10 protein-coding genes and 2 tRNA genes are annotated in these 15,727 nt (G+C 65.3%); 5 read left to right on the top strand and 7 right to left on the bottom strand.

Annotated elements, in window-relative coordinates:
* Positions 1-299: 299 nt before the first annotated feature.
* The 3 genes from VN706_18435 to efp form a co-directional block, all read right to left on the bottom strand.
* A tRNA-Trp gene (locus VN706_18435) sits at positions 300-372 on the bottom strand.
* Positions 373-400: 28 nt separating this feature from the next.
* Positions 401-474 (bottom strand) — tRNA-His (locus tag VN706_18440).
* Positions 475-669: 195 nt separating this feature from the next.
* A complete protein-coding gene (gene efp / locus VN706_18445; protein HXT17625.1) occupies positions 670-1,233 on the bottom strand; it encodes an elongation factor P in 564 nt (187 codons plus the stop codon).
* A gap of 329 nt (positions 1,234-1,562) precedes the next feature.
* Between efp and VN706_18450 the strand changes: the two genes are divergently transcribed.
* Positions 1,563-5,354 (top strand): carboxypeptidase-like regulatory domain-containing protein, encoded by a 3,792-nt coding sequence (locus tag VN706_18450; protein ID HXT17626.1) that lies wholly within the window; start codon positions 1,563-1,565, stop codon positions 5,352-5,354.
* Between the two features lie 142 nt (positions 5,355-5,496).
* Here the strand turns inward: VN706_18450 and VN706_18455 are convergent, their stop codons facing one another.
* Positions 5,497-6,051, bottom strand: a complete 555-nt coding sequence (locus VN706_18455; protein ID HXT17627.1) for an arylesterase — start codon at positions 6,049-6,051, stop codon at positions 5,497-5,499.
* A 46-nt stretch (positions 6,052-6,097) separates the two neighbouring features.
* On the opposite strand from VN706_18455, the gene VN706_18460 reads away from it, so the two are divergent.
* On the top strand, positions 6,098-6,925 hold the full coding sequence (locus VN706_18460; GenBank protein ID HXT17628.1) for an ABC transporter ATP-binding protein: 828 nt from the start codon (positions 6,098-6,100) through the stop codon (positions 6,923-6,925).
* Positions 6,925-9,510, top strand: a complete 2,586-nt coding sequence (locus tag VN706_18465) for an FtsX-like permease family protein (protein ID HXT17629.1) — start codon at positions 6,925-6,927, stop codon at positions 9,508-9,510. Before VN706_18460 ends, VN706_18465 begins: the two co-directional genes overlap by 1 nt.
* Positions 9,511-9,537: 27 nt before the next feature.
* Here VN706_18465 and VN706_18470 read toward each other — a convergent pair whose 3' ends face one another.
* The 3 genes from VN706_18470 to VN706_18480 all read right to left on the bottom strand — a co-directional run bounded on the left by VN706_18470 (position 9,538) and on the right by VN706_18480 (position 13,025).
* The gene (locus tag VN706_18470; GenBank protein ID HXT17630.1) at positions 9,538-9,672 is read right to left on the bottom strand and encodes a hypothetical protein; all 135 of its coding nucleotides are present in this window, start codon (positions 9,670-9,672) and stop codon (positions 9,538-9,540) included.
* Between the two features lie 83 nt (positions 9,673-9,755).
* Positions 9,756-11,021: a hypothetical protein gene (locus VN706_18475; GenBank protein ID HXT17631.1), complete on the bottom strand. Its 1,266-nt coding sequence runs from the start codon at positions 11,019-11,021 to the stop codon at positions 9,756-9,758.
* Between the two features lie 201 nt (positions 11,022-11,222).
* A complete protein-coding gene (locus tag VN706_18480) occupies positions 11,223-13,025 on the bottom strand; it encodes a serine/threonine-protein kinase (protein HXT17632.1) in 1,803 nt (600 codons plus the stop codon).
* A gap of 170 nt (positions 13,026-13,195) precedes the next feature.
* Between VN706_18480 and VN706_18485 the strand changes: the two genes are divergently transcribed.
* Positions 13,196-14,419: an HDOD domain-containing protein gene (locus VN706_18485; protein ID HXT17633.1), complete on the top strand. Its 1,224-nt coding sequence runs from the start codon at positions 13,196-13,198 to the stop codon at positions 14,417-14,419.
* A 95-nt stretch (positions 14,420-14,514) separates the two neighbouring features.
* A complete protein-coding gene (locus VN706_18490; GenBank protein HXT17634.1) occupies positions 14,515-15,591 on the top strand; it encodes an alpha/beta fold hydrolase in 1,077 nt (358 codons plus the stop codon).
* Positions 15,592-15,727 lie beyond the last annotated feature (136 nt).

The following is a 15,727-nucleotide window of genomic DNA, read 5'->3' on the forward strand; positions in this document are numbered from 1 at the left end:
CTCCTCTCGCATACCGCTACGCGACGAAGCGCGGCGGCATCATTCCATTTGAAGTCGCGAACGCGACGCGCTCGCTCCTCTCTCCTCTCGCATACCGCTACGCGACGAAGCGCGGCGGCATCATTCCATTTGAAGTCGCGAACGCGACGCGTTCGCTCCTTTCTCCTCTCGCATACCGCTACGCGGCGAAGCGCGGCGGCATCATTCCATTTGAAGTCGCGAACGCGACGCGTTCGCTCTTCGTCCGTTCCGTCGATCAATTATCAAACAAGCGATGCCCCGCGCCGCATCGCACCCTACAGGCCGGGAGGGACTCGAACCCCCAACCGCTGGTTTTGGAGACCAGTGCTCTACCAATTGAGCTACCGACCTACGCTCCACCCGCTCGTGCCTTGCTGAGGGTGACTGACGGGAATTGAACCCGCAACCCCCGGAGCCACAGTCCGGTGCTCTAACCGATTGAGCTACAGTCACCATGGAAGAGCATAGCCCTCATGCTCTTACAAGCAGACTCGAAGCTTAATCGAACTCGATCCCGCGATCAATCTCCGCGAGACCGCTGAGACCTGCGAACTCCTCGAGATCCTCGAGATGTTTTGCGGCCAGCGACTCAGAACGACCGGCCGCCTTCGCGCACCGTCGCTTCGCGCACCGTCGCGTCGCGGACGGTCACTTCGCCCGCTCCTGATACTCGCCCGTCGACGGATTCACCTTCACCTTGTCACCCGTCCCCACGAACTCCGGCACGTTGATCGTCACGCCATTCTCGAGCTTGGCCGGCTTCGTCGACGCGGTCTTCGTCGCCGTCTTCATCACCGGCGCCGTGTCCACGATCTCCAGCACCAACGAGTTCGGCAGCTTGATGCCCACCGGACGGCCATCGTAATACTCGGCCTGAATCTTCATCCCCGGCTGCATCCACTGCGCGTTGTCGCCCAACGTCTCCTCGTCCATCTCGAGCTGATCGTAGTTCTCCGTATTCATGAAGTGGTACGTATCGCCACCCTGATACAGGAACTCGAGATCGTGCGTTTCCATCGACGCCGGATCGATCGAGTCCGCGGCGCGAAAGCGATGCTCGAAGCTCGAACCCGTCCGAAGATTCTTGAGCTTCGCCTGCACCATCGCGCGCAAGTTTCCAGGGGTGTGGTGGCGAAATTCGACGATGCGACACGGTTCGCCCTCGAACACGATCACCATGCCGCGGCGAATCTGGGTTGCCGGAATTGCCATAACGCTGAACTCGATCGGGAAAACGGGTGAAAAACGCGAGGAAATCAGGACTAAAGCAAGACAGCCTTTGAACTTAGACAGTGTCAAGGACGAGGTCAAGCGCGCTGGGCGCTGGGCGCTGGGCGCTAACGGCAACGGGCGATGGGACCCTCGGTCGCCCTTAGGCTTTCACGCCCGGCGCCCAGCACCCATCGCCCAGCGCAAAACCCAACCATTGCAACTTTCAAATGCTCTAAAGCGTACACCACTCCCGGACGGACTCGGCCCTTGACGAATCCGTCCCACAGATGCACTGTATTATATCACCGATACAGTCTGAGGACGCCCCGATGCACGCCACCGCCCGCGCCATCGCCCTCGCCGCCTCCCTCGTCCTCGCCCGCTCGAGTCTGCTCGCCCCCCGACTCGGCGCGCAACAAGCCCAACAACCCCAGCAACCCCAGCCGCGCACCGACATCGTCCGCGGCCGAGTGATCGGCGCCGACACCATGCCGATCGCCAATGCGCAGGTCACCGCCGTCGACACGGCCGCCAAAGTACCGAAGCAGATGCGCACCGACGCCAAGGGCGCCTTCGCTTTCACCTTCGACAACGGCGGCGGCAGCTACATGGTCGCCGTCACCATGCTCGGCTACGCGCCCCAACGCCGTGTCGTCACCCGCGGCGCCGACGGGAAAATTCCGGATCTCCAATTCAAGATGTCGCAGGTCGCCGCGCAGCTCGGCGCCGTCCGCTCGGTCGGCGAACGGCCGCGCCCGCCGCGCTCCGAAGCCCAGGGCGACGCCGGCGTCGGTGGAACGCAAACCTTCACCTCGCTGTCGAACGGCCTCACGGGGGACGTCACGGGTGATCTCACCGCGGCACTCGCCACCATTCCCGGCATCACCATCACGCCCAGTGCCACGGGCGGCCTCGCCTCGGTCTCGGCGTTCGGAATTCCCGGCGAACAGAATTCCATCACGCTCAACGGACTCGGCTTCGGCGGCAACGTTCCCCGCGACGGCTTCTCGATGAGCGTCGTCTCCGCGTCGTACGACCCCAGCAAGGGCGGATTCGCCGGCGTGCAGCAATCACTCCGCATGCAGTCCGGCAGCAACTTCATCACGCGATCGATCCACGCCACGCTCGATGCGCCGACGCTGCAGTGGACCACGCCCGTCGCCTCGACGCTCAACACGCGCTACGATCAGCAAATCCTGAGCGGGACGCTCGCGGGCCCGATCGTGACGGACCATGTGTTCTACGCGACGTCATACCAGTTGCAGCGGCGAACCAGCGGTCTCACGAGTCTCGCCACGGCGGACGCGGCCTCGCTCGAGGCTCTGCGGATCAGCCCCGACTCGGTCAGCAAACTGTTCATCGCACTCGGACCGAACGGCATTCCGGTTCGCACGCCCGGCGTGCCGTCGCAGCGCGAGAACATGGAGACGCGCCTCGCGACGCGCATCGACTGGATTCCGCATCCGCAACCCGCGCCGTCGGGCGTCTTCTTCTTCGGGCCGCCGAGCGTCACGCAGGATGCGTATTACGTGGAGGCGGGTGGTTCGGTCCGGAACAATGACGGCGCCATGATCGGCGCGACGTCCGTGCCGTCGTTCGGCGGCGCACAGACGCATCGCGACGGCTGGGCGCAATTCACCGCCGCCAAGTATCTCCCGAAGTCGGTGCTCAACGAAACAAGCGTGAGCGTCAGCGGTGGCGTCGACCGCACCGACCCGTACCTCGCGCTTCCCACGGCGAACATTCTCGTCACCTCCAATCTCGACGACGGACAGCTCGGTCTCTCGTCGCTGCAGGTGGGCGGCAGCAGCCAGCCACGGAGCTCGTCGCGCAACTGGCTGACGGAAGTCCGCAATCAAACGTCGTTCACGACGTGGAATCGCAAGCACTCGGCCGCGCTGTCGCTGAGCGCATCCGAAGACGGCTACTCGTTTACGCAGGACGCCACCAACGGCGCGTTCACCTTCAATTCACTGGCCGATTTCGAGAATGGTGTGCCAGCGAGTTTTTCGAGAACACTCACGGACCAGCGGCGGAGCGGCAACGGGATGGCGGCCGCCATCGGCATTGGCGACGTGTACACGCCGAAGCAGCCCGACCCTCAGCGCGGACAGACCGGTCCCGTGATGCAGTACGGCGTGCGGTTCGAGGCGAATCGCATCGGCGTCCATCCGGCGTTCAACCGCGAGGTGGATTCGGTGTTCGGTCTTCGCACCGACCACGTTCCGACGACCACTGGCATTCTGCCGATGCTCGGCTTCCGCTGGCCGGTGTTCGGGAATTACACGACCTCGAGCGGCATCAATTTCGGCACGCGCGGGCAGTTGAGCGGCGGCATTCGCAAATATCGCGGAGCATTCAGCGCGCGAAGCATCGACTCGTACGCGCGACAGACGGGATTGCCCGACGCCGTGCAGCAGCTCTTCTGCGTCGGCTCGGCCGCGCCGGCGCCGACGTGGCAGAACTATGACGCGTCGACGGGTGCCATTCCCGGCGCGTGCGCGGATGGTTCCATCGGCAGCGCGCTCGCCCAGACCACGCCGCCCGTCGCCGTGCTCGCGCCGAATTATCAGTTGTTCGAGAGCTGGCGTCCGGCGCTCAACTTGTTGTATCGCGCCACGGATTGGCTGCAGACCACGATCAACGGAACGTTCGCGTCGAATCGCAACATGGCGTCGCCGGTGGACGTGAACTTCAACGGCGTCCAGCGATTCACGCTGCCATTGGAAGGCAACCGGCCGGTGTATGTCTCGCCACTGAGCGTCGTGCCGACGACCGGCGCGGCGGCGTGGACGGATTCACGCGTGTCGCCGCTCTTCGCGCACGTGGCGGAGACGCGATCCGACTTGCGAAGCGAGTCGTTCACGCTTGGCGGCACGCTCGGCTACTTCCCGATCTCTTTCAACATCACGAGCTGGTCGTTCAACGCCCAGCTTGGCTACTCGTACAGCGACTCGCGCGAGCAATTCCGCGGGTTCACGGGGGGCACCGACGGCGATCCGCGCGAGGTGGGTTGGTCGCGCGGTATTCAGGCGCGTCATTCGGTCACGATGCAGTTCACGGCGCGCCGCGATCGCTTGGGGTACGTGCAGCTCTTCGGGCGCATGCAGTCGGGCGCGGCGTATACGCCGACGGTGGCGGGCGACATCAACGGCGACGGATACTCGAACGACCGCGCGTTCATCTTCAATCCGTCGGCGACGGCGGACACGAGCATCGGGAACGCGATGTCGCGTCTGCTCTCATCGGCGCCGAGCGGCGCGCGCGCCTGCCTCGAGCGTCAGCTCGGCACCGTGGCCGGCCGGGCGAGTTGCGTGGCGCCGTGGGCGTTCACGAATCTCAGCGTGTCGATCAATCCGGATTCGTATCGACTGGGCCTGGGCAATCGCGGCAGTGTCTCGATTCTCGTCAACAACATTCTGAGCGGCGTCGATCAAGCGCTGCATGGCTCGAATAATCTGCACGGGTGGGGACAAGCCGCGATCGCGCAATCGCAACTGCTCACGGTGCGCGGGTTCGATCCGGCGACGCAGCGATTCCTGTATACGGTGAATCCGCAGTTCGGGAGCACCTCCGTGTTCCGCAATACGTTCCGGCAGCCGTTCCAGATTACACTCGATTTCCGGATGGACGTGTCACCCGATCGGGAATCGCAGTATCTCGAGTCGCTGCTTCGGCCGCGCAAGGCCGATGGCGTGAGCGTGTTGAGCGAGCAGCAGATCAAGCAAAAAATTGCGCGCGCGTACAATCCGATCGACGCATTGATCAATGTGAAGGACAGCCTCAAGCTCACCGATTCGCAGATCGACATGATGCGAAAAGGCTCGGCGAGGTACATGGCATCGCGTGATTCGGTCGTGACGCGGATCGCGAAATACCTGGCGTCGCGGAACGGGGACTACAGCGGCGAAGACGTGCGGCAGCGTTGGCACGAGGCGGGCCTGCAAACCTACGCCGCGTTTCTGAACGGCTATCGCTCCATTCTCGCGCTGCTGACGCCGGAACAAGTCGCGCGGGCGAACAAACTGCCGCAGACAGCGGGGCTGATCTCGCAGATCAACTCGATCAAGGAAGGCGACCTGGCGAACATGTTCCGCTCACCGTTGTCGTCGTTGCCGTAGTGATTTCTGTCATCGCGAGCGGAAGCGCGTGGTTTGTCATCCCGAGCGACGGCGCATAGCGCCGGAGTCGAGGGACCTCCGCCCCGACGGAGGAGCTCTCCTCGGCGACCGAGGGGTCCTTCGCTTCGCTCAGGATGACAACTTATCGAACCGAATCCAACACCGGCCGCAGCGCGCGCCACACATTTCCCGCCACGATCTTCTCGCCGGCGTCGTTCGGATGCACACCGTCGCCTTGATTGAGCTCACGCTTGCCGGCCACGTCGTTCAAGAGAAAGGGCAATAACGTCACATGCTCGCGCCGAGCGACGTTGGTGTACAGCTCGTGAATGCCGCCGGCGTATTGCGGACCGAGATTCGGCAGCGCCTCCATCTGCACGAGCGCGATGCGCGCATCGGGACGTGCCAGTTTGACGCGGTGCACGATAGTATCGAGATTCGCCTTCAGCGTCGCGACCGGAATGCCGCGCAACATGTCGTTGGCGCCGGTCTCGATGACCAGCACGTCGAACTTGCCGCGCAGCAGCCAGTCCAGCCTGTCGAGCAGGCCGGATGAGGTCTCACCGCTGACTCCCGCATTCGTAACCTCGAATGGCAGTCCGGCCGAGTCGATCTTGCGCTGAATGAGCATGGGATAGGCGCTGTCGGGGTTGAGCCCGAGCCCCGCCGTGAGGCTGGTCCCCGCAAAGACGATCATGTGCCGTCGTGACGATGTCGCGGGCGCCGCCGGCGCCGCGGGCGTAGTGACACCAGCCTTAGATTTCGCCGTATCGTTGGAGAGCGAGGCGGTCGTGTCCGAGGCGCGCTTCGCGCCGCCGGCGCTGCACGCGGCGCACACCGCGAGGATCGCCGCCAATAACCGTCCGTCGAGTCGCATCCAGGGTCCCATGCTCGTTGCTCGAGATCTCTCCAAGGAATATCGCAGCGGTGACAATACGCTCGCCGTACTCCGCGACGTGTCGTTCACCGTGCCGCAGGGCGCATTTGTCGCCATCATCGGGCCGTCGGGCAGCGGGAAGACGACGCTCCTCGGACTGCTCGCCGGACTTGATACCCCGTCGCGCGGCCAGGTGCTCCTGGACGGTGAAGATTTCACCGCGATGTCCGAAGACGAGCGCGCGCAGTTGCGTGGCCAGAAGGTTGGCTTCGTCTTTCAAAGTTTTCAGTTGATCGCGACGCTCACGGCGCTCGAGAACGTGCAGGTGCCGCTCGAGCTGCGCGGCGAGAGCGGCGCGGCGGAACGCGCGCGCGACTTGTTGCGGCGCGTCGGTCTCGGCGATCGCGTCGACCACTTCCCCACGCAATTGTCCGGCGGCGAGCAGCAGCGCGTGGCCATTGCGCGCGCGTTCGCGAATCAGCCGCGCATCCTGTTTGCCGACGAGCCCACCGGCAACCTCGACAGTGACACGGGAGCGCGGATCGTCGAATTGCTCGAAGCGCTCAATCGCGAATCGAAGACGACGATCATCCTCGTAACGCACGATCAGTCGCTGGCCGCGCGCGCGCAGCGCATCATTCGCTTGAGCGACGGACGCGTCATCTCTGACACTGAAACAGAGCGGGCCGCCTGATGCCCGGCACGGGAAAACTCTTCGGACTTGCGTGGCGGGAGAGCAGAACCGCGCGGCGGCGGTTGCTCCTCTACATGTCGTCGATCTCGCTCGGCGTCGCGGCGCTGGTGGCGATCGACTCATTCTCCGAGAACGTCATTCGCTCGGTGCACGAGCAATCGCGCGCGCTCCTCGGCGGCGACGTGCAGTCGATTCGCCACGCCCCGCCAACGCCGGCGATCGATTCGATGCTCGACTCGCTGCGCTCCCGCGGCATGCCGTCGGTGACGGCGACGAACTTCACGTCGATGGCGCTCGTGCTTCGCTCCGGCGGCACGCGGCTCGTGCAAGTGCACGCGGTATCGGCCGGCTATCCGTTCTACGGAAAGATCGTCACGGCGCCCGCGGCCGCGTGGAACACGCTGCAAGGCGCGCACAACATCGTCGTCGACCCTTCACTGCTCGTCTCGCTCGACGCCAAGCTTGGCGATTCCGTGGTGCTCGGCAACGCGCGCTTTCAGATCACCGGCGAATTGGAGAGCGTCCCCGGCGACGTCGGCATCAGCGCGGCGATCGGGCCACGCGTCTATATCGCCGAGCGGTACGTGCCGGAGACTGGACTCGTGGTGTTCGGCAGCCGCGTGGACTACGAGACGTTGTTCAAGCTCCCCGCGAATGTGGCGCCGAATTTCTTCATCGCGCGCTTCAGCCGGCGGATGCAGCATGGTACGACGGGCAACATGCGCAATGCGGGCTACAATGAATCTCGATTGGCGAGCGCGATCGATTCACTGCACGACTATCTCGCGATCGTCGGCCTCGTCGCGCTGCTGCTCGGCGGCATCGGCGTCGCGAGCGGCGTGCACGCGTTCGCGATGCGGAAGATCGATCCCGTCGCGATCTTCCGCTGCTTGGGCGCCACGAGTTGGCAGGTGCTGGCGATCTACACCGTGCAGGCCGCGATCATGGGCTTCGTCGGGGCGCTCGGCGGCGTTGTCTTGGGACTTGGCATTCAATTTCTGATGCCGATCGCGTTGAAGGATTTCCTGCCGGTCGACGTCGAAGTGCAACTCGCGCCAAATTCGATATTGCTCGGGCTGGGGATCGGCGTCTGGGTCGCGCTGCTGTTCGCCATGCGTCCGCTCGTGGCGCTGCGCAGCGTATCGCCGCTTCAGGCGTTGCGCCGGCAGGCCGACTCCGAGGCACTCAAGCGCGCGCGACGCGATCCGTTGCGCATCGTGTTGTCACTCGCGATCGCGGTGAGCGTGCTCGAGCTGGGACTGAGTCGCGCGAACACGTGGCAGCGCGGCGTCGGCTTCACCGTCGCGATCGCGTTTGCGATCGGCGTATTGTGGATGAGCGCCGTCGCGTTGTCGTGGCTCGCGCGCCGCGCGATTCGGCCATCATGGCCATTCCCGATGCGGCAAGGCATCGCCAGTCTCTATCGTCCCGGCAACCAAACGCGCGCGGTCGTGCTGGCGCTCGGCTTCGGCGTGTTCCTGATGGGCACCATCTATCAAGTGCAGCACAACATTCTGCGCGCGCTCAGCGTGCGCATGGGCGAAGCGCGCGCGAACGTCGTCTTCTTCGACGTGCAGGAGAATCAGCACATCGCGATCGATTCGATCGTGCGCGCGGGGCACAATGAACTGATCGACGAGACACCGATCGTGGCGATGCGCATTGCATCGATCAATGGAAAAGCGACGGCGGACATCATCGCGGAAGTCGAGCGCAGCTGGAAGGCGTCGGGACGCGGCGGTCGTCCGCGCGACCGGCGTGGTCCGTGGGCGCTGCGGCGGGAGTTTCGTTCGACCTATCGCGATACGCTCACGGCGTCGGAGCATCTCGTTGCCGGACGTTGGTTCAATCTCGATCGCAAAGGCGGCCTGGGCGAAGTGTCGCTGGACTCGAGCGTCGCCGGCGAGCTCGGTGTAAAGCTGCGCGACACGGTCACGTGGAACGTGCAGGGCGTCGAGGTGCCGACGATCGTCACGAGTTTGCGCGAGGTGAAGTGGGAGACGTTCGCGCCAAATTTCTTCGCCGTGTTCGATCCGAAATCGCTGGAGCACGCGCCGAAGCAGTTCGCGATTCTCGCGCGCGCCCCAAATGGTTCGGCGATCGCGCATCTCCAGCGCGACGTCGTCGCGGCGTATCCGAGCGTATCGAGTCTGGATCTTTCGCTCGTGCAGAAGACCGTGGCCAACGTGCTCGGCAAGGTGATCATGGCCGTGCGCTTCCTGGCGTTGATCAGTCTTGCGTTGGCGATTCCCGTGCTGTTCAGCGCCGTGTCCGCGACACGACGCGAGCGACTGCGCGAGGGCGTGCTGCTCAAGACACTAGGTGCGACGCGGCGTCAGATCGGACGGATCATGCTGGCCGAATACGCGTTGCTCGGGGCGCTCGGGGCGATAACGGGCGTGGTGTTGTCGACGCTGGCGGGCTGGGGGCTCATCCACTTCATCTTCCGGCAATCCTTCTCGCCGGCGGTGGGGCCGCTGGTGATCGTCGCGGGAGCGATGATCGGGTTGGCGGTGGCGATTGGTCTGCTCACCGGACGCGACGTGTTCGCGGAGACTCCGATGGCGGCGCTCAGGGAGAGCTAGTTCCGGGCGCGGCCGGAGCGTTCCCGTCTATCGGCTGACGGCGACCGGCGCAGGCGGCGTCTGCCCATTCGCCGCCGAGATGCGCGCCGCGCACGCCAGGAACAAACCGGTCGTGAACGCGAGCAGGGCGCGCTGTAGGAATAACTTCTTGTCGAAATGCATGTCGGGGAAAACGAAGGGAGGGATCGTGCTTCTCTATGACGACCGAGCCCGGCTCGGCGTCATGGTTCACTCGACGTAGACCGCTATGCGCGCGGCGGTTCCGTCACGCGTATCGGCGTCGCGCTGGCATTGGACATCGAGCCGTCGCCGCGCTGGCCCGAGCCGCCCAGGCCCCAGCAATACAGGTTGCCCTTGAGCGTCACGCCGCAGGTGTGGCTGCCGAATCCCGTGCTGATCTCTTCGAACTGCTGGCGGCCCACGACCGCCACGGGACGCGTCGCGCATGGCAGTGTGCCGTCGACGCAGCGTTCAGCCAACGCGCTGCCAGGAACACCGAGCTGGCCGAAGGAGTTGTCGCCCCAGCAATACGCCGTGCCACTCGTACTCAGGCCGCACGTCTGAAGAATACCCGCCGTCATCTGCACGAATTGCAGCGCGCCGGCGATCGGTTCCGGCGTCGTGCTGCCGTCCAGCGTGCCGGTTCCCATTCCGCCGCGCGGATTGGCTTCCCAGCAATAAGCGAGTCCCGTGCGATCGGTGCCGCATGTGGTGAACGAGCCCACCGTCACGGACGCGAGCGACGGCGCACCCGGAACCGCCTGCGGTGTGACCTGCGCGCGTGTGAACTCCAATCCATTCTGGCGATACTGCCAGATGGCACCCCAGCAGAACACGCTGCCCGACGTCGTGCGCGCGCACGTGCGCGACTGGCCGGTCGCGACCGAGGCGACGGCACCGGAGAGTGACGCGCGCACCAAGCCGTTCCCCGAGCCCACGCCGCCGTTGCCAAGCTGGCCGCGATCGTTCGAGCCCCAGCAAAAGAGCACGCCGTCGGAACGCACCGCGCACGAATGCGTATAGCCTGCGCTCACCTGCACCCACGGAAGCGTTCCCGGAACCTGCATCATCGTCGGGCCGCCATTGCCGATATCGCTGACCTGCCCGGCGTCGTTGCCGCCCCAGCAGAAGGCGCGGCGGTCCGTGGTGATCGCGCACGTGTGGCGCTGGCCGGCGCTGATCGAACTAAACTTCAGGCCGCCCGGCACGAGCTGCGGCGTGAGACTGCATGCGTACTTGTTGCCCTTCAGCCCACAGGCCGTGTCCGTGCGCGCCAGCCCCAGCTGGCCGTACTGGTTGCTTCCCCAGCAGTAGGCGGTACCGTCCGTCTTGATCGCGCAGGTATGATCGCCGCCGGCCGATACGCTCGCCCAGTCGCTCTGGCCGACGTCGTCGAGCACGGCGAAGCGCCGCACGGGCGCCGTCGTATCGCGGCACGAGATGCAGAAAGCCAGAACGAATGCGCCGGCAACGGCGAGCGCCGCGCGGCGCGCGAGCATGTTCAACGACATTAGCAAACTATAAAACCAGGCTTCGGATGGAGAATTCGGACGAGAACGGCGACCCCGCGGGCGAGGACGATCGGTCGCGACCGCGCAAAACACCAGAGGGGCGCCCGCTGAAGGTTGCTTTGATTTTCGGCGTGGTCGCCGCCACACTGGAGTTGGGACTGCTGCTGTGGTTCGCCTACTGCTAGTGGACGGCGCGGCCGGTCATAAAGGAGGACGGTTGAACCGGCCCTGACCCTGACGACCGCCGCGTGCTCCAGCAAGCAGCTGTTGGCAGTTGAAGTTCGGTGGGAAGTGATGCGTGCTGTCGGCCGTAGCTGCCCGGCACGTCTGAAACAGGCGCGCACCGGCATTCCGGACCATCATCTCCAGGTGAATGCTATCGGCCGCCGCGGGAAAAAGCAGCCGGAACATCTGCGTCTCGGACGAGAGGTCGCGCAGCTCGGACCGCACGTGAGGCACGTCGGCGGCCTGCATGAACTGATTGGCGCGCACGGCGTGGCCGCGGATTTCTTCACCCAGCAAACGAATGCGGTCCGCGTCGGTCGCGGAGGGCCCGAGCGTGCGCGCGGCGCCCGAATCGCCGTTGGCGCGGAGCCAACTGTGTCCGCCGGCCCGGGCGAAGGCGCGGCCAGTCACGCTGGGGGCGGTTGGCGGCGTGGAGGTGGCGGCCGGTGTTGAGTCTGTTGAGTCGGGCCTCGGCGCCGACGCGGGCGTCGGAGCAGCCGGTTTCGTTAGGTGCGGTACAGCTTGCTGCGCAACGTGCTGGACGGCGGGCCGAGAGCCCGCTGTCTGCGCACCGCGCTGCGCGACCGGCTGAGAGTCAGCCTTCGGCGCGACCGGTGGTGTTGCCGAGGGAGCGGCCCGAGTCGCGGGGGCCGTGGCGACAACCGCAGCCGCCGACGGTACGAACGCGTGCTGTCGCGAGCGATAGACAAGGTACCCCGCGTCCGCGCCGCCCACCGTCGCGAGCACGATACCCACCGCGACGAGCGATGCGCGCATCGGAGACCGGCTGGGCGTCGCTGGAGGAGGTGGAGGAGGACTGACGCGCACCGTCGGCCCCGACAACCGTGCGGTCTTCTGCTCGACGCGCACCGTTGCCGCGGGATCGAATCCGGCGATCGCCTTCACGACGTCATTCCCGAAATCGGTGACCGACTCGTAGCGATCCGCCACGTCGGGCGCGAGCGCGCGATCGAGCGCCGCCTGCAATGCCGCCGGCCACGCCACGCGCGGCGCAGTCTCCGCCAGCGTGTGAGGCTTCGACGTCAGGCGCCGCACCAGCGTCTCGCGCGACGTCACCTTCGGATAGGGCAGGTCGCCCGTCAGCATGTTGAACAACACGAGACCCAGCGAATACAGGTCCGTGCGCGAATCCAACCGTTCGCCCGCGAGCTGCTCGGGGCTCATGTACTCGGGCGTGCCGAGCGATACGCCGGCGGTCGTGACGGTCTGCGACCCCGAGCCAGGATCGCCGCTCCCCTGCACCGTCTTCGCGATGCCGAAGTCGACGACCTTCACCCAGTCCGAACCATCATGATGATGCCCGATCATGATGTTGTCGGGCTTGAGATCGCGATGCACGATCCCCAAGTGATGCGCCGCCGAAAGCGCGTCGGCGATCTGCTTCGTCAGCGCCGCGGCGCGCGCCGGCGGCAGCGGCCCGAATCGCTCGACGTTGCTGCGCAGCGTCTGCCCCTCCACGAATTCCATCGCGAGATAGAGCACGCCATCCTCCGTCTCGCCGAAATCATAGATCTGCGCGACGTTCGGATGATTGATGCGGCTGGCGTTCGCGGCTTCGCGATTGAATCGCGTGATCGCGTCCGCCGAGAGCGCGAGATTGGGGCTCATCACCTTGACGGCGCTCTTCCGGCCCATGCGAACGTGCTCGGCGAGATAGACGCGGCCCATGCCGCCCTCACCGAGCACTTCCAGGATTTGATAGCGGTCGGCGACGACCCGCCCGATCAGCCGGTCATCGCCTTGGGGTGGCACACTCACCAATCGCACCTTGAGCTGGGCTTCCTAGAGAGACGCCGTCCGCGCGGCAATGTTACGCTAAGGATCGGCGCCAAGGGGCGGAATCAGGGGTCGCGACGGCCCCGTCCGCTTGATTCCATCTCCGTTCAGACGTCTTCAGATGGATCCCCGACGCGCCGATACTGGTCTGCATGGAGATTCTCGTCGCCCGACAGCCCGTATTTGACCGCCGGGAGCAGCTCTACGGCTACGACCTGGTGTTGCGCCGGGCCGGCCAGGGCGACTCCGCGGAACCGCTCCCTGAGCAACTCGTTGCCGACACCTTTCTTGGCATCGGCATCGATCAGGTCGCGGCGGGGCGTCGCGCATTCGTGACCGTCGATCGCGACATGCTGATGGGCGGCGCGGTTCGCCTGCTTCCCGCTGACCGCGTGGTGCTTCAACTCTCCGGCCGCCTGACGGACGATCCCGAGCTGCTTCAGGTCTGCGATCAGCTGGTGTGGAGCGGCTACCGCTTCTCGCTCGAGAGCGATCGCCCCGAGGAGCTCCCCGAGGAATTTCTGCGCCTCGCCGAGATCGTGAAGATCGACGTCTCGAACACGGAGCGGCAGTTCCTGAGCGATCTCGCGGCGTGGCTGCGCGGCTTTCACGTGCGCATGCTCGCGAAGCACGTGCGGCATCGCATCGAACGCGATCTGTGCACCAACATCGGCTTCGAGCTGTTCGAGGGCTATCGCTTCACCGCGCCGGAAACGTTGACGCGCCGCGACCTGCCGATCGAGCACGTGATGACGTTCCGTCTCCTCAAGATGGTGCGCGACAACAAGACGCAGGACGGCGAGATCGAGGAAGTGCTGCGCCGCGACGTCGCGCTGTCGTACAAGCTGCTCCGCATGGTGAACTCGGCGACGGTGGGTGGACGCGACATCTGGTCGATCGGCCACGCGCTGCGCCTGTTGGGACGCGAGCAGGTGTCGCGGTGGCTCGGACTCCTCCTGGTCACCGACGGCGCGAAGGACGGCGTACGCGCCGAGTTGATGAATCTCGCGCTCGTGCGCGCGCGCATGTGTGAGATGCTGGCCGATGCCTCGGGCGTACCGCGCGCGCGCGGCCCTCTGTTCCTCGTCGGCATGCTGTCGATTCTGGATCAGCTGCTCGAGACGCCGATGGAAACGCTGTGCGACTCCATGGAGCTGGCGCCCGACGTTCGCCTGGCGCTCCTCAAGCGCGAAGAATTCTACGGCGCGACGCTCGGCCTGGTCGAAGCGTACGAGCAAGGCTCGTGGGAGCAGGTCGATGCGCTGGCAACCACCGTGGGCGTGAGCCCGGTGGCGCTCGCCCCGATGTATCTCGACGCGCTGGCATGGGCATCTGAGCATCAGAAACCCGTGGAGCCGGTCAAGGTCGCGTTGTAAGCGATTTTTCGCGCAACGTTTGCGCGGAAAGCACTGTCGAATTGATCGATCACGGGCTAACGTCGCAGTCACCTGCGACCCCGTGACTCCGACCAATGCATCGACTTCTTTCTCTGCTCACTCTTCCCTCACTGCTCGCCGGGCGTGCCGTCGCGCAGAATGCGCCGAGCACTCCTCCCGGCGCCGACTACGTCATTCACAATTTCAAATTCGAGAGCGGCGAGACGCTGCCCGAGCTGCGGCTGCACTACATCGCACTTGGGCACCCGCGCAAGGATGCGCGCGGCATCGTACGCAACGCCGTCGTGATCAACCACGGAACCGGCGGCAGCGGCGCCGGTTTTCTGAGCCGAACGTTCGGCGGCCAGTTGTTCGGCCCCGGCCAGCTCCTGGACACGAGCAAGTATTACATCGTGCTGCAGGATGGCATCGGCCACGGCAAGTCGAGCAAGCCGAGCAACGGCATGCATGCGCACTTTCCGAGCTATACCTACGACGACATGGTCGATGCGCAGCACGAGCTGCTTACCAAAGGGCTGGGCGTGAATCATCTGCGCCTGGCCATGGGCACCTCGATGGGCTGCATGCACGCGTGGGTGTGGGGCGAACGCTATCCCGACTTCGTCGACGGGCTGGTGCCGCTGGCGTGCGCGCCGACGCAGATCGCCGGCCGCAATCGCATGATCCGCACGATGATCATGGATGCCATCCGCAACGATCCGGGCTACGACGGCGGCGAGTACACGACCGAGCCGCGCGGCCTGCGCGACGCCGAAGGGTTCTTGTTCATCATGACGTCGGCGCCCAAGGTGCAGCAGAAGCAGGCGCCGACGCGCGACAAGGCCGACTCGGTGATCCGCGCCTATCAGGATCGCGGATCGCGCACAGCGGACGCGAACGACATGCTCTACCAGTTCAACGCGTCGCGCAACTACGACCCCTCGCACGATCTGGAGAAGATCACGGCGCCGGTGCTGGCCATCAACTCGGCGGACGACTTCGTGAATCCGCCGGAGTTGGGCCTGATGGAGCAGCTGATGCCGCGGGTGAAGCACGGCAAATACGTCCTGCTGCCGATCACCGACCAAACGCGCGGACACGGCACGCATTCGCTGCCGGCGGTGTGGGGCGGGTATCTCGCGGAGTTCTTGAAGAACTTACCAGAACGGTAATATGAATATCAATAACACCGTGTCGTGCCAAGCGAGCGAGGCCGCCGCGAGCGGGGCGGTCGCCGTCATCCCGAGCGGCGGCGCGCAGCGCTCCCCCCTCTTTGTCATCCCGAGCGCAGGCGCGCAGCGCCGCAGT

This window comes from Gemmatimonadaceae bacterium (genome assembly GCA_035606695.1).
Taxonomy (GTDB): Bacteria; Gemmatimonadota; Gemmatimonadetes; order Gemmatimonadales; family Gemmatimonadaceae; genus JAQBQB01.

Bases quoted from the DNA above. Each gene is read 5' to 3' on its own strand.
- VN706_18465 (HXT17629.1), top strand. From the start codon at position 6,925: ATGCCCGGCACGGGAAAACTCTTCGGACTTGCGTGGCGGGAGAGCAGA.
- efp (HXT17625.1), bottom strand. From the start codon at position 1,233: ATGGCAATTCCGGCAACCCAGATTCGCCGCGGCATGGTGATCGTGTTC.
- VN706_18450 (HXT17626.1), top strand. From the start codon at position 1,563: ATGCACGCCACCGCCCGCGCCATCGCCCTCGCCGCCTCCCTCGTCCTC.
- VN706_18475 (HXT17631.1), bottom strand. From the start codon at position 11,021: ATGTCGTTGAACATGCTCGCGCGCCGCGCGGCGCTCGCCGTTGCCGGC.
- VN706_18455 (HXT17627.1), bottom strand. From the start codon at position 6,051: ATGATCGTCTTTGCGGGGACCAGCCTCACGGCGGGGCTCGGGCTCAAC.
- VN706_18485 (HXT17633.1), top strand. From the start codon at position 13,196: ATGGAGATTCTCGTCGCCCGACAGCCCGTATTTGACCGCCGGGAGCAG.
- VN706_18470 (HXT17630.1), bottom strand. From the start codon at position 9,672: ATGCATTTCGACAAGAAGTTATTCCTACAGCGCGCCCTGCTCGCGTTC.
- VN706_18490 (HXT17634.1), top strand. From the start codon at position 14,515: ATGCATCGACTTCTTTCTCTGCTCACTCTTCCCTCACTGCTCGCCGGG.